The 24,006-nt window shown below is 67.9% G+C and carries 23 protein-coding genes; 11 read left to right on the top strand and 12 right to left on the bottom strand.

What is annotated here, in order from left to right; all coding sequences use genetic code 11:
* Positions 1 to 10: 10 nt before the first annotated feature.
* The 6 genes from JOE30_RS03420 to JOE30_RS03395 are packed head-to-tail and all read right to left on the bottom strand — an operon-like array spanning position 11 to position 6,937.
* A complete protein-coding gene (locus JOE30_RS03420) occupies positions 11 to 1,243 on the bottom strand; it encodes a TerD family protein (RefSeq protein WP_307806049.1) in 1,233 nt (410 codons plus the stop codon).
* Positions 1,244 to 1,281: 38 nt separating this feature from the next.
* Positions 1,282 to 2,109 carry an HAD family hydrolase gene (locus tag JOE30_RS03415; protein WP_204870740.1) on the bottom strand — a complete coding sequence of 276 codons (828 nt, stop codon included), beginning with the start codon at positions 2,107 to 2,109 and terminating at the stop codon, positions 1,282 to 1,284.
* Positions 2,110 to 2,153: 44 nt separating this feature from the next.
* Positions 2,154 to 3,263, bottom strand: coding sequence for a cysteine protease StiP family protein (locus JOE30_RS03410; RefSeq protein ID WP_204869395.1), 1,110 nt, complete (start codon positions 3,261 to 3,263; stop codon positions 2,154 to 2,156).
* Entirely contained in the window at positions 3,260 to 4,534 is a 1,275-nt protein-coding gene (locus JOE30_RS03405) for a phosphoribosyltransferase family protein (RefSeq protein ID WP_204869394.1), read from the bottom strand. Before JOE30_RS03405 ends, JOE30_RS03410 begins: the two co-directional genes overlap by 4 nt.
* Positions 4,531 to 5,715, bottom strand: a complete 1,185-nt coding sequence (locus JOE30_RS03400; RefSeq protein ID WP_204869393.1) for an HpcH/HpaI aldolase/citrate lyase family protein — start codon at positions 5,713 to 5,715, stop codon at positions 4,531 to 4,533. The genes JOE30_RS03405 and JOE30_RS03400 overlap by 4 nt, the downstream gene beginning before the upstream one ends.
* A gap of 16 nt (positions 5,716 to 5,731) precedes the next feature.
* Positions 5,732 to 6,937, bottom strand: coding sequence for a hypothetical protein (locus JOE30_RS03395; protein ID WP_307806048.1), 1,206 nt, complete (start codon positions 6,935 to 6,937; stop codon positions 5,732 to 5,734).
* A gap of 165 nt (positions 6,938 to 7,102) precedes the next feature.
* Here JOE30_RS03395 and JOE30_RS03390 point away from each other — a divergent pair, with 165 nt between their 5' ends.
* Positions 7,103 to 7,678: a TerD family protein gene (locus JOE30_RS03390; RefSeq protein ID WP_204869392.1), complete on the top strand. Its 576-nt coding sequence runs from the start codon at positions 7,103 to 7,105 to the stop codon at positions 7,676 to 7,678.
* Between the two features lie 171 nt (positions 7,679 to 7,849).
* Entirely contained in the window at positions 7,850 to 8,965 is a 1,116-nt protein-coding gene (locus JOE30_RS03385) for a DUF475 domain-containing protein (RefSeq protein WP_204869391.1), read from the top strand.
* A 16-nt stretch (positions 8,966 to 8,981) separates the two neighbouring features.
* On the opposite strand, the gene JOE30_RS03380 is transcribed toward JOE30_RS03385, so the two are convergent.
* The 3 genes from JOE30_RS03380 to JOE30_RS03370 all read right to left on the bottom strand — a co-directional run bounded on the left by JOE30_RS03380 (position 8,982) and on the right by JOE30_RS03370 (position 11,448).
* Positions 8,982 to 9,293 (bottom strand): LuxR C-terminal-related transcriptional regulator, encoded by a 312-nt coding sequence (locus JOE30_RS03380; protein WP_204869390.1) that lies wholly within the window; start codon positions 9,291 to 9,293, stop codon positions 8,982 to 8,984.
* A 167-nt stretch (positions 9,294 to 9,460) separates the two neighbouring features.
* Complete coding sequence (locus tag JOE30_RS03375; RefSeq protein WP_204869389.1) at positions 9,461 to 10,042, bottom strand: GNAT family N-acetyltransferase; 582 nt, start codon at positions 10,040 to 10,042, stop codon at positions 9,461 to 9,463.
* Positions 10,039 to 11,448, bottom strand: a complete 1,410-nt coding sequence (locus JOE30_RS03370) for a glycosyltransferase 87 family protein (protein WP_204869388.1) — start codon at positions 11,446 to 11,448, stop codon at positions 10,039 to 10,041. The genes JOE30_RS03375 and JOE30_RS03370 overlap by 4 nt, the downstream gene beginning before the upstream one ends.
* Positions 11,449 to 11,619: 171 nt before the next feature.
* Between JOE30_RS03370 and rpsF the strand changes: the two genes are divergently transcribed.
* The 6 genes from rpsF to dnaB all read left to right on the top strand — a co-directional run bounded on the left by rpsF (position 11,620) and on the right by dnaB (position 19,115).
* Positions 11,620 to 11,907 (top strand): 30S ribosomal protein S6, encoded by a 288-nt coding sequence (rpsF, locus tag JOE30_RS03365; RefSeq protein WP_027506019.1) that lies wholly within the window; start codon positions 11,620 to 11,622, stop codon positions 11,905 to 11,907.
* A gap of 79 nt (positions 11,908 to 11,986) precedes the next feature.
* A complete protein-coding gene (locus JOE30_RS03360; RefSeq protein WP_027506020.1) occupies positions 11,987 to 12,538 on the top strand; it encodes a single-stranded DNA-binding protein in 552 nt (183 codons plus the stop codon).
* Between the two features lie 47 nt (positions 12,539 to 12,585).
* Positions 12,586 to 12,828 (top strand): 30S ribosomal protein S18, encoded by a 243-nt coding sequence (rpsR, locus tag JOE30_RS03355; RefSeq protein ID WP_027506021.1) that lies wholly within the window; start codon positions 12,586 to 12,588, stop codon positions 12,826 to 12,828.
* Positions 12,829 to 12,842: 14 nt separating this feature from the next.
* Entirely contained in the window at positions 12,843 to 13,295 is a 453-nt protein-coding gene (gene rplI / locus JOE30_RS03350; protein WP_027506022.1) for a 50S ribosomal protein L9, read from the top strand.
* A 337-nt stretch (positions 13,296 to 13,632) separates the two neighbouring features.
* Positions 13,633 to 15,906 carry a bifunctional SulP family inorganic anion transporter/carbonic anhydrase gene (locus tag JOE30_RS03345; RefSeq protein ID WP_307806047.1) on the top strand — a complete coding sequence of 758 codons (2,274 nt, stop codon included), beginning with the start codon at positions 13,633 to 13,635 and terminating at the stop codon, positions 15,904 to 15,906.
* Positions 15,907 to 16,475: 569 nt separating this feature from the next.
* On the top strand, positions 16,476 to 19,115 hold the full coding sequence (gene dnaB / locus JOE30_RS03340; protein ID WP_204869386.1) for a replicative DNA helicase: 2,640 nt from the start codon (positions 16,476 to 16,478) through the stop codon (positions 19,113 to 19,115).
* A gap of 32 nt (positions 19,116 to 19,147) precedes the next feature.
* Here the strand turns inward: dnaB and JOE30_RS03335 are convergent, their stop codons facing one another.
* Entirely contained in the window at positions 19,148 to 19,690 is a 543-nt protein-coding gene (locus tag JOE30_RS03335; protein WP_204869385.1) for a YceI family protein, read from the bottom strand.
* A gap of 41 nt (positions 19,691 to 19,731) precedes the next feature.
* On the opposite strand from JOE30_RS03335, the gene JOE30_RS03330 reads away from it, so the two are divergent.
* Positions 19,732 to 20,439, top strand: coding sequence for a YoaK family protein (locus tag JOE30_RS03330; RefSeq protein WP_204869384.1), 708 nt, complete (start codon positions 19,732 to 19,734; stop codon positions 20,437 to 20,439).
* 6 nt (positions 20,440 to 20,445) lie between these two features.
* Here the strand turns inward: JOE30_RS03330 and JOE30_RS03325 are convergent, their stop codons facing one another.
* The gene (locus JOE30_RS03325; protein WP_204869383.1) at positions 20,446 to 21,876 is read right to left on the bottom strand and encodes a diguanylate cyclase; all 1,431 of its coding nucleotides are present in this window, start codon (positions 21,874 to 21,876) and stop codon (positions 20,446 to 20,448) included.
* Between the two features lie 228 nt (positions 21,877 to 22,104).
* Between JOE30_RS03325 and JOE30_RS03320 the strand changes: the two genes are divergently transcribed.
* Positions 22,105 to 22,785 (top strand): YitT family protein, encoded by a 681-nt coding sequence (locus tag JOE30_RS03320; protein WP_204869382.1) that lies wholly within the window; start codon positions 22,105 to 22,107, stop codon positions 22,783 to 22,785.
* Here JOE30_RS03320 and JOE30_RS03315 read toward each other — a convergent pair.
* Positions 22,728 to 23,120, bottom strand: a complete 393-nt coding sequence (locus JOE30_RS03315) for a hypothetical protein (protein ID WP_204869381.1) — start codon at positions 23,118 to 23,120, stop codon at positions 22,728 to 22,730. The genes JOE30_RS03320 and JOE30_RS03315 overlap by 58 nt on opposite strands.
* A gap of 135 nt (positions 23,121 to 23,255) precedes the next feature.
* On the opposite strand from JOE30_RS03315, the gene JOE30_RS03310 reads away from it, so the two are divergent.
* Positions 23,256 to 23,957 (top strand): type 1 glutamine amidotransferase domain-containing protein, encoded by a 702-nt coding sequence (locus JOE30_RS03310; protein WP_204869380.1) that lies wholly within the window; start codon positions 23,256 to 23,258, stop codon positions 23,955 to 23,957.
* Positions 23,958 to 24,006 lie beyond the last annotated feature (49 nt).

Raw genomic sequence — 24,006 nt, 5'->3', positions numbered from 1 at the left:
CGACTCCTCGTCAGGAGAGGTACGGACGGAGCTGCGGCAACGCCTCGCCCGCGTGCTTGGCGTTGATGCCGTCGCCGATCGCCTGCAGCTTCCACTCGCTCCCGGCTCGGTACACCTTGGCCATGACCAGTCCGGTGAACGGCATGCCGCCCTGCAGAGTGAAGCGAGCCAGCTCGGTGTTGATCGTGTTGTCGACCAGGCGGGTGAACGCGTTCGCCACCTGCTCGAACGTCTGCCCGCGGTAGGAGGTCACGATGAAGACGATCGAGCTGACGTGGGCGGGAACCCGCGTCAGGTCCACCGTGATCACCTCGTCGTCGCCCTCACCCTCGCCGGTGAGATTGTCGCCCTGGTGGACGATCGACCCGTCCTTCGACCGCAGCTGGCCGAAGTACACGACGTCGGCGTGCTTGTCGCCGGAGAACATCAGCGCCGAGGCGTCGAGATCGACGTCCGCGCTGCGCCCGCCTCCGAAGAAGCCGGCCTTCTTGATGGGATCCCAGCCGAGGCCCATCCGGATGGTGGTCAGGGCGACGCCGCCGTCCTTCTTCAGTGTCACCTTCTGACCCTTGGTGAGGCTGACGGGCCGAGCCTTCGTCAGGCTCACCTCGGCGGGGGCCGCGGGCGTGGTGGATGCCGGGGGCGCAGGGGGTGCTGGAGGTGCCGCGGGCGCCGCCGGCGGCGTGGGGGCCGGCGGAGGTGTGGGTGCAGCAGGCGCGGGCGCCGCTGCGGGAGCGTCGTCCACCGAGACGCCGTGATCGCCGACCAGGGCGGCGAACCCGCCCGCGTAACCCTGGCCCACCGCACGGACCTTCCAGCCGTCGCCGCGCCGGTACAGCTCGAGCGCGATGACGATGGACTCCGTCGTGAGGCCGTCCACGGTGTACGAGTAGAGCGTCGCGCCGGTACCGCCGTCGATCACGTGCGCGGTGGGGGCCGAGACGCGTCCGAAGCTGCTCGACGTGTCGTCGAGCGTGACGACGACACGGATCTGGGTGATGTCGGCCGGGACCGCGGCGAGGGTCACGGCGACCTCCTGCGGGCCACCCTGGCCGGGAACCAGCTGCACACCGGGGCCGGAGGGCTGGTTGAAGAAGACGAAGTCGGCGTCCGAGCGGACCTTGCCGCTGTCGGTGACGAGCAGGGCGGAGATGTCCGCCGGTGCGGTCAGTTCGAGACCGATGCGAACGGTGGCGGTGGACAGAGGAGCATTCTGTCCCTTGGTCAACGGCTGTGCAGCCACGTCTCGTCCTCTTCCGGGGTGGTCGGGTACGTCCGAATTCAGCGTACGTGTGTCGGCGGGGCAGCGGCGGCGCCCGGCGTGCCGGCCGTCGCCCGGAACCAGCGCAGGATCTCCTCGCTCGCAGCACCGCCGGACCGCTCGGTGACCACCAGTCCGGGTGCGTCCCACTGCAGCAGTTCCAGTTCACCGTGCCGCGGACGGATGGCGGCGGTCGCGGCGCGGAGCATCTCCGCGTCGAGGGCGCCGTCCCCGGCGGCGAGCACCGGGGCGTCGGCCTCCAGCGTTCCCGCGGTCACGCACCGTCGGCGAACCTCGGCGACGGCATGCGACTTGCACACCGCGTCGGGCATCGCGTACACCTTCCGGCCCTGCCGGGACACGCCCCAGCCGCGCTCGGTGCACCAGTGTGCGAACTCGTCGACGAACCCCTCGGGCATCGTCTCCACGTTCACCACGAGGTAGCAGAACAGATCGTCCGCCGTCCGCTGCTTGAGCACCCACGAATCATCGCCCCGCCGTGTCATCTCCGCGGTCACCTCCGCGAGCGGCACCGCAGACCCGGCGACGGCGTCCTCGACGGCGCAGCGCCAGTCGAGATCCGGCTCACCGTCGACGAGGATGGTGGCCCCGTTGGTCGTGATCGCATGCCGCCAGGGTGCTCCCGGCAGGGTGATGCGTCGGAACTGCTCGACGGTGCGCGTCGTGGTCGGCACCACCACCGCCTCGGACGCGAGGGTGGTGAGCAGGTCCGCGGCGCGTGCGGTCATGTACGACAGCGGCGCGCCCTCGTAGTACTCGACGCAGCGCACGTCGTCGTCCTGTCCGTCCGTGCGACCCTCCGCCAACGCGGCCGCGCTGTAGATCATCGTGCGGTCGAGATCGGTCGCGACGAGTGCGGTTCTCGCCTCGGTCACGAGACGTCCCGGACCAGGCCCATGCAGGAGTAGGCCAGATCGGGAACGACGTCCACGGGCACTCCCCTCGCGTCGGCGAGCATCCGGATGTGGCGGTGCTCCGGCGCCTGCGCGTCGCGCACGAGGATGCGCCACGGGACCCGGCGGAGCAGCACGCGAGTGGTCTCTCCGACTCCGGGTTTGACGAAGTTGACCGTGCTGATGCCGTACTCCTCCCGTACGCGCTCGACCGACGCCCAGCCACTCCACGTCGGAGTCCGGTCGGCGGACCGCACCGTCGACAACCCCTCCGCCACGGCGTCCGCGACGTCGTCGAATCTGGCGGACACGGTGTCCAACAACAGATTCGACACGTCCACCGCGGCGAGATCGGCGTAGAACTTGGCGCCGTGGAACTCGCCGGGCCCGATGAGGGTGTCGTTCAGCACTGTACGGGAGATCAGGCCGGACACCGTCGAGTTGAGGCATGCGGACGCGATGAGGAAGTCGTCGCGGGTGCCGTAGGTGGTCACACAGTGCCCGGGGTCCGCCAGTACCGCGAGCCGATCGTCGAAGCGGGGGCCTCCCGCTCGCTGCACAGCGTCGAGGGCGGCTGTCAGCTCCCGGGTGATCGCGCCCTTGCCGGTCCAGCCGTCCACGAAGACGATGTCGGCCGGGTCGTGGTGACCGGCGAGGTGATGCAGTGCGGCGGAGTCGATTCCACGGTCGCGCACGATGGACACCGCGTAGTGCGGCCACGTCAGACCGCGCACGTCCCGCGCCCAGCGGCGCATCAGGATGCCGATCGGGGTGCCGGCGCGGGCGAGAGAGGCGAGCACCAGGTTCTCCCCGCGCTCGGCGATCACCAGATCGGTGACGACGCCGACCGCGGTGGCGAGGCGCGTCGCGCTCTCCTCGAGGACGGTGGCGAACAGGTCGCGATAGGCGGCATCGGGCTGATACTCGACGGGCAGACTCTCGGCGTAGTGCGCTGCACCCGACTGGATCTGCTTCTCTCGGGACGCGGTGTCCGCCTCCAGCGAGACGTGCGAGAGATCCTTCAGGAGCCAGGACACCTCGTCCGCCGCGTAGGAACCGAATGCCGGGCCGTGCAGCGGTACCGTCATCGAGACCCCGTCCGCAGCGAGTGCGGATCCGACGCCACCACGGCGACGGTGACATCGATGCCGGTGCGGGTGAGGGCGTCCACGAGACCGTCGGGACCCGTCAACGCCTCGGTGTCCGCGGGCGGATCCACGACGAGAAGAACGGGGCTCGGCGCCGCCTCGTCCGGTACCCGAGCGTTGTAGAGATGACGTCGGCCACCGGCCGCGGGTTCCGGTGCGACGAACGAGAAGCCGCGCCGCAGCGGGTAACCCGGCTCGTCGAGCACATGAGCGGGTGAGCGGGTGGTGGTCTGGAACAGCGTCGGCGTTCCGCGGTCCGACAGTGCGCGGGCGATGCGGAGCGGGAGGTACATCAGTTCCTCGTGCCCGATCACGACGGTGGTACCCGCGCCGAGGTGCGGTCGCAGCAGATCGGCCGACTCCTCGACCGCGGCGTCGAAGGCGCCGACGTCCTCGGCCCGGAAACCGTGGCGACCGCCGTCCGGAACTCCGGCCGGCCAGGGCACGTCGACCCGAGTGACGGTCCCTCGGTGTGGAGCATCCACCGGCGCAGGTGCGGCGGGTAACGCCTCCACGACGGCGATGATGTCGTCCGGCAGGTGCACGGTGCCCGTCGCGAGCGACACCGAGTCGATGACCACACCGAGTTCGGCTGCGACACGGTCGGTCTCGCGGCGCTGATCCGCCGAGCGCATGTCGACGAGCGAGGCGATCACGTAGCGCGCCCGCGGTGCGAGAGCGTGCACCGCGCGAATGGCTCCGAGCGCCGTCGTTCCCGTGGAGATCTCGTCGTCGACCAGAACCATGGGGAGGTAGGGCGGCAGGTCGCGGTCCGGATCGGTGGGCAGGAGGCGATGGTCCGTCGCGTGCGAGTGGCCCTCCTCGAACTCACCGTGCACGCCGAATCCCTCGACGGGTCGACGGGTCGAGTGGATGTAGGACCGGGCGCCGAGACGCGTCGCCACGCAGTGGCCGAGTCCCGTGGCGGTCTCGGCGAATCCGAGTACCACCACGCCGTCGTCGTGTCCGGCGAGCACGTCTGCGCACAGGGAGCCCAGGAGTTCACCTGCGCGGATGACCTCGGCCGGATCCTGCGGGATGTGCTTGCCCAGCACGGTCGACACGAGCAGGTGTGCCCGGCGCGGGTTGCGCCGCAGCCCCGGCTGCACGAGGTCGCCCACCCGCCGGCCCACCGACGAGGTGCCGTGCTCGAGGACGAGCCCCAGTTCGGCTGTCGCCCAGGGCAGTCGGCGGTCCGTCGCGCGACTCATCGTGCAGTGCCGGTCACGGACGCGGGACGCCTGGCCAGTGCCTGCATCACGTCGACGAACGACACACCCTCGGCAGTGACGCCGAAGACGGCGGCCCGGCGCAGCGTCTGCTCGGCCCACGGCCGGTGCGGGCCGAGTTCGTTCATCTTGTTCCCGTAGCCCGAGGCGAGCACGCCGCCTCCGGCGGAGGACGACGCGATGGCCTGTGCATCCTGATACTCCTCGTGGGTGACCACCGACAGCGAGTGCACGGCGGCGACGTGGGACGGATGGATGACGGTCTTGCCGTGCAGCCCGTTGGCACGGTCGAGTGCGACCTCGCGGAGCAGACCGTCGATGTCGCGGCTGACCAGCTGTTGGCGGAAGCGGACGGCATCGTGCTCGGCGAACGGCGTGGCCCGCAGCATCGGGCGGAAGAGCCGTTCGTGGTCGGCGAAGTACTCCCAGACCGGGCCGGTGACGACGAACCCCGTTCCGTCACTGCGACCGAGGTGGTTGACGATGGCGCCGATGGTGTCCGCGACCACGCGGACGTCGTAGATCGTCAGGTCGCGGTCGCGTCGGATCCCGAAGGCGCCGCTCATGTCGGTGGCACCGACGCGCACCGCCAGGACGCTGTCGCGGTGTCGGCCGAGCACGTCACGGGCACCGGCCAACTCGTCGTCGCGGGTCTCCCGGTAGACCATCTCGCGGGATTCCATCACGGGCATGACCACCAGGTGTCTGCCCGCGGCGGCCGACCGTGCGGCCACCTCCTCGAGAAACTTCTCGCCGCTCTCCGGCCGGAACTTGGGGAGGACGAAGCCGTGCAGGACGTCGAAGCCGGTGGTGAGACGGTCGCAGACGTGGTGCATGTCCTCCGCCGTGCGGACGCGGACGAAGACGGCGGTCTCGGGCGGATCGACGGCCAGTGCGTCCAGCGCGGCGACGACGTGTCCGCGCGCCGCTTCGAGGTCGCCGTCGGCGACGGCGTCCTCGAGATCGAGCACGACGGACCGGGAGCCCTCGGCGGCGCGCTTGCGCACGGTCTCCACCAGGTTCGCCCTGGTGGCCGGCACGTAGAGCGTGGCGCCCAGGGCGAGCGCCCGTGTCGTGAGGTCGCTCTCCGCGGTCACGGCGACGGGCGGGCGGTGGAACAGGTACTCGAGTGTGGCGGGTTCCAAGTGAGAGAAGTGCTGCACTGCAACCCCTTTCGTATCAGGTCCGACTCTGTCGTCCGCGGATGCGGTCGACCACACCGGAGATGAAGTCCTCGACGGAATCGAGTTCGCGCAGGTACGCCCAGTAGTCGGGTCGGCCCGTTCCGAGTGCCTCGGCGGCCCTCTCGATCCGTGCGAGCTGAGCATCCAACACCGAGCCCCATTCGGCAACCAGTCCCCGGTCGACGGCAAGCAGCTGCGCGTCGCGCAACCGGAACCGGACGCGGCGATCCACGGCACCGGGGTCGTCCCGCACCTCGCGCAGGCGCGCCAGGCGTCCGGTCACGGCCTCGATGTCCGCCTCCGCGTCGGCCAGATGCTGCCGTGCGGCGGTGATCCGGTCGAGTGCCTCCTCCGGATCCCCTCGCTCGCGTGCGGTCGCCGCGTCGTCGATGTCGCGGGTCGCCTCGGCCATGTGGGTCTCGCAGTTCTCCCGAGCTCGGGAGAGATCGTCCGAGCTGGCGGCCACGAAGTCGCGCAGCAGGGCGGAGTAGGCGGGCGCGATGTACTCGGCCTTGGTGCCGACCGCCTGGAGCCGAGTGCGGACCGAGGCCAGGGCGGTGGACGCGGATCCGGCACGGCCGGGTGCCTCGGCGAGAGCCCGGCGGAGATCGTCAGTGGCGGAGCGCACCTGCGCCGCGCGGCCGGTGACCGCGGTGCCGCTGCCACCGGATTCCGCAGCCGCGAGACCGTCCAGTGCACGGTGCACCGCGGCGACGGCGTCACGCACCGAGCGGTAGGAGTGATGCGGTTCCGATCCGGTGACGGTCGCGAGCACCGAGGTCGCCGCGGTGCGCGCGTCGTTCGCCAGTCGCGGGACCGCGGCGTACTCGCTCGTCGCGTGTTCGAGCCGTGCCCGATGCGCCTCGTAGAACTGGTCGACCGCGGCGCTGGCGGCGGAGAGATGGGCGATGGCGGTGGCGAAGGCGTCGTACGCCTCCTCGCTCGCGTCGGACTCGGGGCGCTCGGTGGCCGCCAGATACGAGGCACCCGCTGCGAAGCACTGCTCCTCCACCGGCCGCCAGCGCGCTCGCAGACTGTCGTCCGACCTGCCCAGTCGTTCGAGCGCATCGACTCCTGCGGACGCGATCGACTGACGCTTGTCCATGTCGAGGAAGGTCCGGACCGTGTCGGCCCGGATGGCGGCGACCGCCTCGGTGCGCGCCCGGCCGCGGCTCAGGCGCCCGGGCCAGCGGTGTGTCACCCGCCCGATGGTACTGGCGGCGCCGTTCTCGGACGTGCCGGCGATCTCGAGTCGCACCGGCTCGAGGGAACGCTGGTGCGATGCCGCTCGTTGAGGGTATGAACGCGACGTGGGCAGCACGTGCCGACACGCAACCGGTAGCACGCAACCGAAAGGACTCGAGCCATGGGCGTCAGCCTGACCAAGGGTGGCAATGTCTCCCTCACGAAAGCAGCACCGAACCTCACGGCCGTCTCGGTGGGCCTCGGATGGGACATCCGCACGACCACCGGCACCGACTTCGACCTCGACGCCAGCGCGATCGCGCTCGGTACGGACAAGAAGGTGGTCAGCGACCAGCACTTCGTGTTCTTCAACAACCTGAAGAGCCCCGACGGGTCGATCGAGCACACCGGTGACAACACCACCGGTGAGGGCGAGGGCGACGACGAGCTCATCAACGTCGAGCTCTCCGCCGTGCCGCCGAACATCGACACCATCAACTTCCCCGTCTCGATCTACGAGGCCGACGCGCGCTCGCAGTCGTTCGGCCAGGTCCGCAACGCGTACATCCGCGTCGTCGACAAGTCCAACGGCACCGAACTCGCCCGCTACGACCTCAGCGAGGACGCCTCGACGGAGACCGCCATGGTCTTCGGCGAGCTCTACCGCAACGGTGCGGAGTGGAAGTTCCGCGCCGTGGGCCAGGGCTACGCCTCCGGTCTGGCCGGCATCGCCCGGGACTTCGGAGTGAACGTCTGACACGTGTGAAGGAGTAATGTCCCGCTCGACGGGGCATTCGGTCCGAGTACCGGAGAGTGTTGCGCGTCGTCCTCGTCGGACGGCGCTGCGACACTCTCCGTTGCATGTCGGGGCAACGACGCCCCACAGCCGGAGCCCGCAGGGATCGACATCAGAGAAAGGCCACCACCCGTGGTTCTACGCATCTTCGGATGGTCGTTCGCGATCACCGCGCTCGCCATCGTGGTGGCCTTCATCTACGGGAGCTGGCAGGCCGTCGCTCTCGTCGTGATCCTCGGCATCCTCGAGGTGTCGTTGTCCTTCGACAACGCGGTCATCAACGCCACGGTCCTGCGCAGGATGAGCGAGTTCTGGCAGAAGATCTTCCTCACCATCGGCATCGTCATTGCCGTCTTCGGTATGCGGCTGGTCTTCCCGCTCGTCATCGTCTGGGCCGCGTCGGGCCTGGGCCCGGTGGCGGCGCTCCGTCTCGCGCTCAACCCGCCCGCGGACGATGCCGCCTACTTCCCCGACGGCAGCCCGTCGTACGAGACGCTGATCACCGACGCGCATCCGCAGATCGCCGCGTTCGGTGGCATGTTCCTGCTCATGCTGTTCCTCGGCTTCATCTTCGAGGAGCGCGAGCACACCTGGCTCTCGTGGATCGAGAAGCCGCTGGCCAAGGCCGGCAAGCTCGACATGATGTCCGTGATCGTCGCCGGCATCCTGCTGGTTCTCGCGGCCGAGTTCATGGCGGAGGACGACAAGATCTCCACGGTCATGGTGTCCGGCGTACTGGGCATGGTCACCTACATCGCGGTGAACGGTCTCGGCAATCTGTTCCACGTCCCGGGTGAAGACGAGGAGGAAGAGACCTCCGGCGGGCCGTCGGACCTCGCGAAGGCCACCGGCAAGGCCGGCTTCTTCCTGTTCCTCTACCTCGAGGTCCTCGACGCGTCCTTCAGCTTCGACGGCGTCATCGGCGCGTTCGCCATCACCGCCGACCCCATCATCATCGCGCTGGGTCTCGGCTTCATCGGTGCGATGTTCGTGCGGTCGCTCACGGTCTTCCTGGTGCGCAAGGGCACGCTCGACGACTACGTGTACCTCGAGCACGGCGCCCACTGGGCCATCGGCGCACTGTCGATCATCCTGCTCGTCTCGATCGGCGTGCACATCAACGAGATCGTCACCGGTCTCGTCGGTGTGGTCCTCATCGGACTGTCGTTCCTGTCCAGCGTCCGCCGTAACCGGCGCCTCGCGGCCGAGGGCCATGCCGACGACGCCAAGGTGCACATCCAGGAGTGACGGGCGTCGGCGGGCCTCAGAGCTCGTCGATGTCGATCAGGCCGTCCTGCAGGGCTCGCGCGACCAGGGAAGCCTTGGTCGGTGCGGGTCGGCCAACGGCTGCGTACTTCTGACGGATCCGCGTCAGGTGGGTGTTCACCGTTCCGAGCGAGAGGAACATGCTGGCCGCGACGGCCGGCTTGGAATCGCAACGGAACCAGCTGATGAGGACCTCGATCTCGCGAACCGTGAGGTTGGGGCGCTGGTAGGTGGTGCTGTCGGTGTGGCCATGGGTGCGATCGGTGGCCGAGCCGTCCTGATCCGGACGGCGCCATGTCGTGGTCGTCACTGGTGTGCCTTTGTTTCTCGTGTCCCTGGTTTCGGTCGAACTGCCGGTTTCTTCAGCAGTCTGTCACCGAACAGTCGGTTTTGTCATCGTCCCCCGGAGAATGACTCGTCACGAACTCTGCCGGACGAGTGCACACATTCTGTAAAAGGCGCAGGTCGACGGTTTACTCAGCCGTCGATGCGGGTGCGTAGAACGTCTCGGGCCGCCGGCCACTCGTCGTCGGTCATCGAGAACAGCGCCGTGGTGCGCCACGTTCCGTCGACGCGGCGACGATGCTTGCGCAGCAGTCCCTCGAACTGTGCGCCCAGCTTGCCGATCGCCGCGCGGGACTGCTCGTTCAGCGCGTCGGTGTGCCACTCCACCCGCACCACGTCGGCGGAGCCGAAGGCGTGCTCGAGCAGAAGGAACTTCGACTCGGGATTGATCCTGGTTCCCTGGGCCGAGCGCGAGAGCCAGGTGTATCCGATGGCGACGCTCCGATTCGAGGCGTCGATCTGGTAGTAGGACGTCGTGCCGACCGCAATGCCGGTACGCGCGTCCCGCTGCAGGAACGCCCGCCGCGACGTGTCCGCCAGTGCGGCGTCGATGTACGCGCGGGCGGTCGTATCGTCGGACACGACGGAGCCGGTCCAGCGGAAGATCGCGGGGTCGTCCGCGGCGGCCGCGAGCTCGCCCACGTGATCGGGCGTGAGCGGCTCGAGGTGCACGTGCTCGCCGAGCAGGGGGCCGGGATCGAACGGCGTGCTCACACGGGTACCTCCGCTTCGGCGTCGGTCCGGCGGCGCGGGGACCGGGTGGGACGGGCGTCGAGAGTGCGGCGACGTGACCGTGCGAACAGGACGACGAGAACGACCAGCAGCACGGCGCGCACCCACACCCCGAACACCACGACGTTCTCCTCGGTGGTCGCGTCGCTGCCACTCGACAACGCGGCGAAGTACCGGAAGACGCCGACACCGAGTACGACGTCGGTGATGAGGTAGGCCGTCACCACGTGCCAGGGAACGTGCAACAGGACGAAGAACGGTACGAGCCACAGCGTGTACTGCGGTGAGTGCACCTTGTGGAACAGAAGGAACGCCACGAGCATCACCGCGCTGGTCTGCACCCAGGGGTAGGTGCCCTCCGCGAGACGTCGGCGCCAGCCGAACCACAGCGCGGCGGCGAACGCCACCAGCACCAGCAACGGCGAGAGAACCGAGACCAGGCTCTGGTACGCCTGGTCGTTGGCGGCGCTCATGTCCGGCGTCGCCGATGGCACGTCGTAGAGGATCCGCAGACCCCAGTACCAGATCGAGTTGGTCGTGATGTCGGCCTGCCGCATGCCCTGGAAGGCGAACGACGCCCGCCATCCGTCGTAGCCGAGGATCGCGAAGGGCAGGTTCACGACGGCCACCACGGCAGCGGCGACGGCGATCACCCCGGCCGCCCCGCGCACGTCGAGTCGGCGCGGCGACCGGCGTGCGGACACGGGGGATTCCGCCCCGCCCACTCCCCCCGCCAGGACGTACAGCGCGAGCGGGAGAACGAAGGCGCCCGGATAGAGCTTGAGGCAGAAGCCCACCGCCAGGAGTGCCGACGCCAGGTACGCCCGACGTCGGAGCGGCATGCGGGTGGACATCACGTACACGGCGCCGACGGCCGTCGCCACCACGGGGAGTTCCCAGTTGTGGAACGCGTACAGAACCAGCGCCGGGCCGGCCGACCAGAGCAGCGCGACGCGGCCGCCGAGGCGTCCGAGCATCCAGGCGGTCACCGCGCCGAACGGTGCGAGCAGGAGCGCCGAGTAGAGGAGGAACTGGGCGTCGGTGTGGCTCGCCAGACCGCCGACCCACATGAGGAGTCCGCTGAGCACCGGGTACTCGACGGTTCCGCCGGTGAGCGTGCCGTCGGCGGAGATACCGCCGGTCAGGTACGGGAACAGGTGCTGATCGATGCCGCGGTCGAGCCACAGGAACTGGATGTCGGAGTAGCAGACGGACGAGTCCTTGATGCGGTCGAACGCCAGACTGCGTCCGGTCTCGTCGAAGGGCGCCCCCGCGCACCGCGCCTTGTTGAGGTAGCCGAGCACCATCGTGATCACCGAGATCGCGGTCACGGTGGCCGCGGTGGCCACCCCGGCGCGGCCGGAGATGGTCGCGCGGCCGGTGGTCATGAGGACAAGAGTAGGTGCCCCGGCCCTCGCGCCGTGCTGTCCGCACCGTCGATCCGCCGATTTCGTGGTGAGCCGCGGTCCAGGTACCCTGGACCGGTTGCTGACGCAACGACCCTCCTGTCACGGATCGTCCGTGACCGTTTCACAGTCCATAGGAGGTGATGAGGTCTTATGCGTCATTACGAACTGATGGTCATCCTCGACCCCAATCTCGACGAGCGCACGGTCGCCCCGTCGCTGGATACGTTCCTGAACGTCATCCGCAAGGACGGCGGCAAGGTCGACAAGGTCGACGTGTGGGGAAAGCGCCGTCTCGCCTACGAGATCGAGAAGCACGCCGAAGGCATCTACGCGGTGATCGACATCAACGCGGAGCCCGCCACGGTGTCGGAGCTCGATCGCCAGCTCGGCCTGAACGAATCGGTGCTGCGCACCAAGGTTCTGCGCCGCGGCAAGTGATCCCTCGTGTCACCGTCTCGCCCTAGGCTGACGGCAACCGAGAAGATCATGCGCTGACAAGGCACGAGAAAGAGGAATCATGGCAGGCGAAACCGTCATCACCGTCGTCGGGAACCTGACGGCCGATCCCGAACTCCGATTCACCCCCGCAGGTGCAGCGGTCGCGAACTTCACCGTCGCGTCCACGCCCCGCACGTTCGATCGTCAGTCCAACGAATGGAAGGACGGCGACGCACTCTTCATGCGCTGCAACATCTGGCGCGAGGCTGCGGAGAACGTCGCGGAGTCGCTCACCCGTGGAGCGCGAGTCGTCGTGACGGGCCGGTTGCGGCAGCGTTCCTACGAGACGCGTGAAGGCGAGAAGCGCACTGTCGTCGAACTCGAGGTCGACGAGGTCGGTCCCTCCCTGCGGTACGCGACGGCCAAGGTCAACAAGGTCAGTCGTGGCAGCGGCGGAGGCGGCGGCAACAGCGGCGGCGGGTTCGGTGGTTCCTCCGGTGGATCGGGTGGCTCGTCGAGCCGTTCGTCCGGTGGCAGCTCGGGCGGTGACGATCCGTGGGGCAGCGCCCCGCAGGCATCGGGATCGTTCGGTGGCTCCCGTGGCGGCGGCGACGACGAACCGCCGTTCTGATCCGGTACGCACCACACATGCAGTGAATCAAGATTCGGAGATTGTCCATGCCTAAACCGCCGTTGCGCGACAAGGTGATCAAGAAGAAGGTCTGTGCCTTCTGCAAGGAAAAGAACACGTCCATCGACTACAAGGACACGACGTTGCTGCGTAAGTACGTCAGCGACCGCGGCAAGATCCGCGCTCGTCGTGTCACCGGCAACTGCGTCCAGCACCAGCGGGACATCGCCATCGCAGTCAAGAACTCGCGTGAGGTAGCACTGCTGCCCTACGCCGCGACTGCGCGATAAGGGGAAAGGTAACCATGAAGCTCATCCTCACCGCTGATGTCGACAACCTCGGCGCACCCGGAGACACCGTCGAGGTCAAGGACGGCTACGGACGTAACTTCCTGCTGCCCCGTGGGCTGGCCATTGCGGCCACCCGTGGAGCACAGAAGCAGGTCGAGGGCATCCGTCGTGCCCAGGAAGCTCGCGCCGTGCGCGGGCTGGACCATGCCAACGAGCTCAAGCAGGCCATCGAGGGCCTCACGTCCGTGACGCTGTCGGTGCGAACCGGCGGCTCGGGCAAGCTCTTCGGTGCGGTCACCGCAGCCGACGTCGCCGCTGCCGTCAAGAGCGCCGGTGGCCCGGTGCTCGACAAGCGCAGCATCGAGCTGCCGAAGTCGCACGTGAAGTCCACCGGAACGCACCGCATCACCGTGGCGCTGCACCCCGATGTGACGGCGTCGTTCGACCTCGAGGTCACTGCCTCGTAATCATCACCGACACGCAGTACAGAATGCCCCGGCCGATTCTCGGCCGGGGCATTCTGCGTTTGCGTTCATTTTTTTCCTGCCTGCCTCGGCCGCCTTCCGGCACGGGCGAGGTGGTGATTCTGTGCGCGGTGAGTGTTTCCGGGCGGGTCCACTGGCACCGTCCCCACACCTCGGCGCAGACGCGGCTCGAGCACCGTCCGACGCCGACGGTGTGCCGAAACCCTTACGTACTCTTCGAGATGTCCGACCAACGATGCGTCCCGGGGAGAGACCGGGCGTTCTGCACCGACGAAACCGCACAGACCCACACCATCCGTGTCCGCCTGGAGGCTTCACCGTGACTGCACAACTCGATCGCTCGTCCCCCGCCGAACCACCCGTACCCGACGCGAACCCCACACCACGCGACCGACTGACGAGCATCGCCCGGTACGACGTGCCCGCGTCCCTCGTGGTGTTCCTGGTGGCGGTGCCGCTCTCCATCGGTATCGCCGTGGCCTCCGGCGCTCCCGTCATGGCGGGCCTCATCGCGGCCGTCATCGGCGGCATCCTCGCCGGTGCGCTGGGCGGGTCCCCGCTGCAGGTGAGTGGGCCGGCCGCCGGCCTGACCGTGGTGGTGGCCGAGTTGGTGAACCAGTTCGGCTGGCGCATCACGTGTCTCATCACGGTGTTCGCCGGGGTGCTGCAGGTGGCACTGGGTCTGAGCCGGATCGCCCGCCAGGCGCTCGCCATCTCGCCGGTGGTGGTGCACGCGATGCTGGCCGGTATCGGTATCACCATCGCGCTGCAGCAGATCCACGTGTTGCTCGGCGGTGAGAGCCGGAGTTCCGCCGTCGCCAACATCACGTCCCTGCCCTCGTCGATCCTGAACGCCGAGGCGGCGCCGGTCGCCATCGGCGGCGTGGTCGTCGCACTGATGCTGCTGTGGCCGCGCATCACCGGCCCACTCGGCAAGGTTCCCGGCCCGCTGGTGGCCGTGGTCGCGGGAACCTGTCTCTCCCTGGCCTTCTCGATGAACGTCGAACGAATCGATCTGCCCGGCAACCTGATCGAGGCAGTCGAGTTGCCCGCGTTTCCGGAGGGTCAGTGGGCGGCGTTCGCGACCGGTGTGCTGACCGTCGCGTTGATCGCGAGCGTCGAGAGTCTGCTCTCCGCCGTGGCCATCGACAAGATGCACTCGGGCAGACGCACCAATTTCGACCGCGAACTCATGGGTCAGGGCGCCGCCAACATGGTGTCCGGTGTCGCCGGCGGACTGCCCGTCACCGGTGTCATCGTGCGCAGCGCCACCAATGTCCGATCCGGCGCCCGATCCCCCGCCTCGGCTGTGCTGCACGGTGTCTGGGTTCTCATCTTCTCGGTTCTGTTCATCGGCGTGGTCGAGCTGGTCCCCTACGCCGCACTGGCAGGTCTGCTCGTCATGATCGGTGTGCAACTGGTCAAGCTCGCGGACATCCGATCGGCGAAAAGGACCGGCGACGTGGTGGTGTACGCGGCGACGGTCGTCGGTGTCGTCACCCTCAATCTACTCGAGGGTGTGCTGATCGGGCTCGCGATCTCGGTCCTGCTGGTGTTGCGCCGCGTGCTGTGGGCACGGGTGCGGGCCGAGCAGCTCACCGAGGATTCCTGGCGCGTCGTGGTGGAGGGATCGCTCAGCTTCCTGTCGCTCCCTCGTCTCACGCGGGTGCTGCAGTCCGTTCCTGCCGGCCGATCCGTGACGATCGAGCTGACCGTCGACTTCCTCGACCACGCGGTGTACGACGCGTTGCACGAGTGGACGAAGCAGTACGAGGCGACGGGCGGCACCGTCGTCGTCGACGAGGTCGGCGCCGTGGACATGGCATCTGCCACGGCCGGACCACCGACACGCATGCCCCACATGCTTTCCGCGCGCACGTTCATGCCGTGGTCGCAGTGGCAGACCGTCGACAGCCACTCCGGACCGTTCACCGCCGACGCCGTCACTCCGGCGGCGCTCCGGCCGGTCCTGGCCGGTGTCGAGGAGTACCACCGTCGCAGCGCGTCGTCCATGCGCCCGCATCTCGAGAAGTTGAGCGAGTTCCAGGACCCGGACACGTTCTTCCTGAGTTGTGTCGACTCGCGCGTGCTGCCGAACACGATCACCAGCGCCGGACCCGGAGACCTCTTCACCGTTCGCAACATGGGCAACCTGATACCGGTCGGCGACCCGGACACCTCGCTCGAGGCCGCTCTGGAGTACGGCGTGAACACGCTCGCCATCAGTTCCGTCGTGGTCTGCGGCCACTCCGGTTGTGGAGCGATGCGAGGGCTGCTCGCGGACGCTCACGACGCCGACGGGGTGGTGGGTGAGTGGCTCTCGCACGGCCGGGCGAGCCTCAGTGCGTTCCGGAGTGGCCACCCCGTCGCGCGGGATGCCGCGGAGCTGGGGTTCTCCAAGATCGATCAGCTCGCCATGGTGAACGTGGCAGTACAGCTGCAGACCCTGTCGCGTCACGCCGTGGTGGGCAAGGCGGTCGCCGAGGGGAGGCTGAAGGTCGTCGGACTCTTCTTCGACATTCCCACGGCGCGGGTCGTACTCGTCGACGCGGCGTCGGTCACCGAGCTCGATCAGGAGCTCGTCCAGAACTGACCAGGGTCTCCACGGGCGCCGCGACGCACTGCGTCGCGGCGCCCCGTCGCCTGTCCCGCGGCTGTTATCCGGACCGGATCAGAATCACTCGGCGGTTTCACCGGCGGATACCGACATGTGACCCAGGTCATGTTGATAACTCCAGCTGCGGAGACCTGACACGCCCGACATGTCAAGTCGGCAGGACACGCCGAGTGTGGATTCATCCACAGAGAGGAAATTTGCGAAATCGCTCTGACGTGCATCGATGGGCTGTGTGATCTTGTTGCTGCACAGGTTCTGCACAGGTGGTCAACACGACTCGCCAGCGTTGTCCACACCCCGTCCACAGATTGCTCAACAGGCCCGTTTGGTGCTGGCGGACCGAGCACCTAACGTCCCTCCGGCACACCATCGACGGGCCTCGTCGACCGCTGGACAGCCGCTCGCGTACGTGCGAGCAGACGGTGTCCGGACCGTGTCGGAGGCCGGGGGTACAACGTGGTGAGCACGTCCTCGGCCGACACGGTCGAGGACGGACGAGATCTCCGGGGGCGAGCTTCGGTCGAGCGAGAGGGCGGCGAACATCTGTGGCAGTCGTGGACGATCGGGGAACGAACGACTACCAGGGGCCGTCCGAGGCGCCCGGTGAGGACTTCGGTCGTCAGCCCCCTCAGGACATGGCTGCCGAGCAGTCGGTACTGGGCGGCATGCTGCTCAGCAAGGACGCCATCGCGGACGTCCTGGAGGTTCTGCGGCCCGGCGACTTCTACCGCCCGGCGCACCAGATGGTCTACGACGCCATCCTCGATCTGTACGGCCGCGGCGACCCCGCCGACCCGGTCACCGTCTCCGCCGAGCTCGAGCGGCGCGGCGAGCTCAAGCGCATCGGCGGCCCGCCCTACCTCGTCACGCTGACGCAGACGGTCCCCACGGCGGCCAACGCGTCGTTCTACGCCGAGATCGTCGTCGAGAAGGCGATCCTGCGTCGCCTCGTCGAGGCCGGCACGCGCATCGTCCAGTTCGGCTACGCGGGCGCGGACGGTCAGGACGTGTCCGAGGTCGTCGACCGGGCTCAGGCCGAGGTGTACGAGGTCACCGAACGGCGTACCGCGGAGGACTTCGTCCAGCTCGAGGAACTGCTGCAGCCCACGATGGACGAGATCGACTCCATCGCCAGCCGTGGCGGCATGTCCAACGGTGTCCCAACCGGCTTCACCGAGCTCGACGAGGTGACCAACGGTCTGCACCCGGGCCAGATGATCATCGTCGCGGCGAGGCCTGGTGTGGGCAAGGCGCTCGCCCTCGACACGCCGTTGGCGACGCCCACTGGGTGGACGACGATGGGTGAAGTCGAGGTCGGGGACCATCTCATCGATGCGTCCGGATCTGCGACTCGGGTCGTCGCTGCGACCGACGTGATGGTCGGTCGGCCGTGCTACGAGGTCGAGTTCTCCGACGGCACGGTCATCGTGGCCGACGCGGAGCATCAGTGGCTCACGGATACCCGCGCATCGCGGAAGTCGGCGCAGGCCGCGGCTGCTCGATACAACAGGACCAAGAACCAAGGAACGTTCGCCGAGGTACGAACCACCGAGCAGATCGCCGGTTCGGTCAGGTGCGCGACCAAGGACGCTCGTCTGAATCACTCGGTGACCAACGCGAATCCGATCCAGCGTCCGGACGCGGTCCTTGCCGTCCCTCCCTACACGCTGGGCGCGTGGTTGGGGGACGGCACCAGCGCTTGCGCGCAGATCACCTCCGACGATCCCGAGATCATTGCTCGGATCGAAGGTGAGGGGTTGGTGGCCGTTCGATCCGCAGCTGCTGAGTTGCGATACTCGATTCAGCTTCCCGCACCCGAACCTGTACCGGCCAAGTTCTGTACGGTGTGCGGAAAACGCTTCGTGCCGTTCTCTTCTCAGGTGCGTACCTGCGGCCGTTCATGCGGTGGCCGGGCTCGTTTCCAGGATGACGTGGTGGATCAGCCGCTGTGCCCTCTCTGCGGTGAGCTGTGCACCGGACTTCGGATGTGCCAGAAGTGCCGAAACGCCACGGGGACGGTGCAAGCTCGCCTCCGAACACTCGGTGTGTTGAACAACAAGCACATTCCCATGGAGTACCTCAGGTCGTCGGAGTCGCAGCGGCGAGCTGTACTCGCCGGCCTGCTGGACACTGACGGGACCGTCACGGCAGGCGGATCCGCGCAGTTCAGTGTCACCAGTGAGCGACTGGCACTCGACGTCGAGGAACTCATCGTCAGTCTGGGGTACCGAGTACATCGATCGACGAAGAGGGTGGCAGGACGCACCGAGGCGTCGTCGACGGCGTTCACACTCACCTTCTCGACCGATGATGTGGTCTTCGGTCTGCATCGAAAGCAGTTGCTGCACAAAGAGCGTCGTGCCTCGTCGAATGTGTCCAGGTCTTCGAGTCGCTTCATCGTCGACGTTCGTCGCGTCGACTCGGTGCCGGTCAGATGTGTCGAGGTCGATAACACGGACCACCTCTATCTCGCCGGTCGTTCGATGGTGCCGACACACAACTCCACTCTCGGAATGGATTTCATGCGCTCGTGCTCCATCAAGCACGGCATGGCCAGCGTCATGTTCTCGCTCGAGATGAGCCGCACCGAGATCGTCATGCGTCTCCTCTCCGCCGAGGCCAAGATCAAGCTCGGCGACATGCGCTCGGGAAAGATGACGGACGACGACTGGACCCGCCTCGCCCGCAGGATGAGCGAGATCAGCGAGGCACCACTCTTCGTCGACGACTCCCCCAACCTCACCATGATGGAGATCCGCGCCAAGGCGCGTCGACTCAAGCAGCGACACGATCTCAAGCTCATCGTCATCGACTATCTGCAGCTCATGTCGTCCGGCAAGAAGGTGGAGTCGCGTCAGCAGGAGGTCTCGGACTTCTCGCGATCACTAAAGCTGCTGGCCAAGGAGCTGATGGTGCCCGTGGTGGCGATCTGTCAGCTCAACCGTGGTCCCGAGCAGCGCACCGACAAGAAGCCGATGGTCTCCGACCTTCGTGAGTCCGGCTCGCTCGAGCAGGACGCCGACATGGTCATCCTGCTCTACCGTCCCGATGCCACCGAGCGGGACGATCCGCGCGGCGGCGAAGCCGACCTGATCCTCGGCAAGCACCGCAACGGACCCACGGCCACCATCACGGTGGCGCACCAGCTGCATCTGTCGCGCTTCGTCGACATGGCGCGCGGCTAGTCCGCCGAGGTCGGCTAGGAGATCGAGGCCGGCTACGAGATCGAGGCCGAGAAGGACACGTCGACGTCATCGACGACCTTCATGGATCCGAGCAGCTGGGAGTAGGGCTTCACGCCGAAGTCCGTCTGCCTCACCACCGCGTCGAAGGCGACGTGCGTCGTCCCGTCGGAGGTGGAGACCGCCAGGTCGACGGTGTGCTCGCGTGTCACGCCGTGGATAGTCAGCGTGCCGTCGAGACGGTAGCCGTCCTTCGTCGACTCGACGGTGGTCGCGTCGTAGCGGATCTCGGGATGATCCGACGCGTCCAGCGTGCCGAGGGCGTTGGATCGCGCGAGCATTTTCTCGGGGCCGAACATCGGTGTGACACCACCCTCACCGCTGACGACCTCCATGGAGTCGACGCGCACCCGAACCGAGACGGCCGTCGGCGCGCCCTCCGACTCGTCGACGGTGACGCTCCAGTCGCGGAACGCGATGGTCAGCCGGTGCCCCATCTTCGACGCTCGACCGGTCACCCCGGTGTGGACGTTCAGCGTGCCGTCCGCCGCGGTCAGGGTCCTGCTCGAGATGGTCATCACCCGACTGTATCCGCGCTGCTGGGGCGGAATGCGTGGCCGTGACAACACATGGCTTCTCGGACCACGTCGCGCATCCCCGCCACGGGCCGCTGCCGATGATCCTGCTGGCCGTCACGGTCGTCACCGGTGCGATCGACGCGCTCAGCCTGCTGGCTCTCGGTCGAGTGTTCGTGGCCAACATGACGGGCAATGTCGTGTTCATCGGTTTCGCACTGGGCGGGGCACCCGGTTTCTCGTTGTGGGGCTCGGTGCTCGCCCTGGTCGGATTCCTGGTGGGCGCAATCGTCGGTGGAACACTGATCGCGCGAGCCGGTGGTCGACGAGATCATCTGCTGCGCAACGCACTCGGGGTCGAGTTCGTCCTCGCGCTCGCGTCGCTGATCGCCGCGATCCTCATGGTGGACGGTCCCGGCCGCGGATACCTCATCGTCGTGCTGCTCGCGCTGGGCCTGGGGCTGCAGAATGCGGCGGTGCGGCATCTCGCCGTCCCGGACATGACCACGACCGTGCTGACGATGGCCCTCACCGGCATCGGGTCCGATCTCCGGAAACGGGACGGCGCGGCTGTACTGCGTCGGCTCTCCTCCGTCGTCGCCATGTTCCTCGGTGCGATCCTGGGCACCGTGGTGGTGTTGCATTCGGGTGTGGTGGCAACGCTGGTGCTCGTGGCCGCGATGTTCGCGGCGATCCTTGTGGTCGTGTGGGCGGTGGGGCGCCGCGAGCGGCCATGGCAGGTCGCCGCCTGATGTCGGTCAGTCGAGGCTGACCGCGACCACCGTGTTCCTGCCGCGTCGCTTCGCGTCGTACAGCGCATGATCCGCGGACACGAGCAGCGGCGAGACGGACTGCGGGGCGTAGCTGGACCAGGCCAACCCGATGCTGACCGTCGCCGTGCGCGACGAGAGTACGTGCAGCCGTTCGTGATCGCGGCGGATGGAGTCGGCGATGGACGCGGCGTCCTCCTGATCCGCATGTGGGAGGAGGATCGCGAACTCCTCACCGCCCATGCGCCCGGCGATCGCGTCGTCCGGCAGGGCGCCCCGGATGCAGGCGGCGCTGCGGACCAGCGCGATGTCGCCCACGGCGTGACCGAGAGTGTCGTTGATGGACTTGAAGTGGTCGAGGTCGAGCATGAGCAGCGCGACCGGCCGCGAGTCGGTGATCAGGGTGTCGAGGCGCTGCTGGCTCCGCCGCAGGAAAGCGGCGCGGGAGAGGACGCCGGTGAGACTGTCGTACTCGAGGGCCTCGCGGAGCTTGTTCTGCACAGCCATCCGGTCCAGCGACACGGCGGCGACCAGCAGCGGTCCGAGTGCGACCAACGCCACGGAGAGCACCGCGGAGGCGCCGTCCTGCCCGTCGGCGCCCAGCAGTCCACCGGTCTGCAGTTCCCCGCGTCCGAGAAAGAGGAGCGTCCACGCGGACCACAGCGCGGTGAGCAGCGCGGTGCCGAAGATGGGGATGCGCGTTGCGCACCAGAGCAACGCGGGCAGCGGCAGTGCGAGCAGCAACGGGCCCTGGACGATGAGTCCGGCCAACATCAGCAGGACCGTCAGCGCGATCGGTGCCGTCTCCCCCGTGATCAGGCCTCGGAGTGAGGCGGGGCGGCTGCGGCGGCGCGGCGTCGAGGCGCGGAAGGAGAGCAGGACGGGGACGATCAGAAGGTAGCTCGTGAGTTCGGATCCGAACCAGCTCAGAGCCTCGACGGCGGGTGCGTGCGGTCCCAGGCGGCTGCTCGAGAGGGTGGCGACCGTCGTCGACAGGAGGGCGGCAACGACGATGCCGATGCACATTCTCGCGAAGTCCGCGGATCCCGCGAACGTCATCGGCTCGGGGTGCCGCCGCCGGATCACGAGTGTTCCGCCGAGGATGCCGACGATGTTCGCGACGTTGAATGCGATCGTCGCGTAGACATCGGTACCCGAGACGAGGTCCGCGGTGACGAGGGTGAGCAGCGCTGCGACGGCCGCCGGCGCGGTGAAGGTTCGGGGCCAGCGAACGAAGACACTCAACGCCACCGCGTTGGCCACCCACACCGAGGCAAGAAGTCCCGGTGGCCTGGAATGAATGCCGATGATGGCAGCGACGAAGACGGCGGCGGACAGCATGGCGACATCGGTCGCCGCGCGCGCGGCCGGACTGCGCATGTCCGGCTCGGGTGTCGCAGGCAAGGTCGTCCTTCGCATGGACGGGAACCCCCTGTGACATCTCAGTCGTCCCCAACGGTTTCGTTGTTATCGAGTGCAGTATCTACTACCGCAACCGCACGTGGCGACCGATGCGGCAGACTGCTCCCTCGCGCTGAGGCGCCGCGCTCGCCCACGTCTCCGGTTCCGGTACGGGGACCGATATTCAGTCCACTGCCGGTCGGTGGACTGGACTTCGGCAGTAGGCGGGCGGACAGACTCGACGTCATGAACACCCGCGACCTCGCACTCCGGACCGCCCTGCTCGTGGGTGGCCTCACGCTCTACGGCACATCGATGGCCATGATGATCACCGGTGGTCTCGGGCTCAACCCGTGGGACGTGTTTCACCAGGGGCTGGCCGCACGGCTCCCGATCAGTTTCGGGGCGATCACGGCGGTGACCGGCGTGATGGTGTTGTTGCTGTGGATCCCGTTGCGTCAGCGGCCGGGCACCGGAACCGTCGCGAACATCGTCATCATCGCGGTGAGCGTCGACCTCGTGTCGGGCTGGCTGCCCGATGTCTCCTCGATCCCGTCACGCACAGCGATGCTCACCGGAGGTGTCGTCCTCAACGGTCTTGCCACGGCGGCCTACATCTCGGCCGGCCTGGGCGCGGGTCCGCGCGACGGCCTGATGACAGGACTCGTCGCGCGGACCGGACTGTCCGTGCGTCTGGTGCGCACGGTCATCGAACTCGCGGTGCTGGGAACCGGATGGCTCCTCGGCGGCACGGCCGGTGTGGGGACGGTGCTGTACGCGCTCGCGATCGGGCCGCTGGTGCACTTCTTCCTCGGCGTGATGCCCCAGAAGTTCACGGCTCAGAAGTTCACGGCGCCGGCAGCCGGGGATCACTCCTCGGTGGAGAGCTCCGAACCGGCCGACAGGATCCCGACCGAGACACCGTAGGGAAGGAAGCGGACCTTGCGATTCGGATCCACGTTGTCCCGGTGGGCACGCAGGGCATCGAGTTCGGTGGCGAAGACCTGGTCGACGCTCGCGGACCCGTCGGAGTCGACGGAGTAGACGGCCCACACCCCGTCGCCCTTCTGACCCGTGGTCTCCGGCTCCGGGGTGGACTTGGGAGCGGCGGGCGTGAACATGCCGACCCACGGAGCGCCTCCGCCCGACTGATCGGCCATTTTCATGGCCTGGCCCAGCATGTCCCGCAGACCCTCTCCCGCTTCGCGAGCGACGCGCTCGAAGTCCTCGGGATCGAAACCGAACTGTCCTTTGCCGCTCATGGTGTACCTCGCAGAGTGTGGTGTGACGGGCTTTACTCCCTCAACGACCGGTGAGCTTCATCCGTTCCCGGGTCAGTACGGCGCGGACGGGTACACCATGACGGCAAGTACTACTCGACGAAGGGACATCACCGCATGACGAAGCTTCTCTACGTGGTCACCGGATCCGATCACTGGACGCTCAAGGACGGGACCGCGCACCCTACCGGGTACTGGGCGGAGGAGCTCGTCGAGTCGCATCGGACCTTCACCGAGGCCGGCTGGGACATCGTCGTCGCGACGCCCGGCGGTGTGACCCCGACCGTCGACGAGGGATCGCTGGCCGTCGAGGCGAACGGCGGCGACGAGGCCAAGGTTGCCGATCTGAAGTCGTACCTGGAGTCGGTGAAGGACGTTCTCGCGTCACCCGCGCGCCTGGAGGACCAGACGGCGTCGTCGTTCGACGCGGTCTTCGTCCCCGGTGGCCACGGCCCGATGGAGGACCTCGCGGTGTCGGACGATTTCGGCGCCCTGGTCACCGAGTTCCTCGACTCGGGCAAGATCGTGTCGGCCGTGTGCCACGCACCCGCTGCGCTGCTCTCGGCGAAGCGTGACGACGGCAGCTGGCCCTTCTCCGGTTACCAGCTCACGGGCTTCACCAACCAGGAGGAGGAGCAGGCCGGACTGGCCGACAAGGCGCCCTGGCTGCTCGAGACCCGTCTGCGCGACGGTGGAGCGAGCTTCTCGGCGGCGGACGCCTGGTCGCCGCACGTCATCGTCGACCGCACCGTCTACACCGGCCAGAACCCGGCATCGACCAAGGCGTTGGCGGATCGGCTCGTCGCTGCTCTGAGCTGACGGCACCCGCCTGACCCTCACTGGTCCCCGCTGATCCCCCCGCGAGTAC

Origin of the sequence: Rhodococcus sp. PvP016, from assembly GCF_017832185.1 — a bacterium.
Taxonomy (GTDB): domain Bacteria; phylum Actinomycetota; class Actinomycetes; order Mycobacteriales; family Mycobacteriaceae; genus Rhodococcoides.
This window is presented reverse-complemented; position numbering and strand designations above follow the sequence as displayed.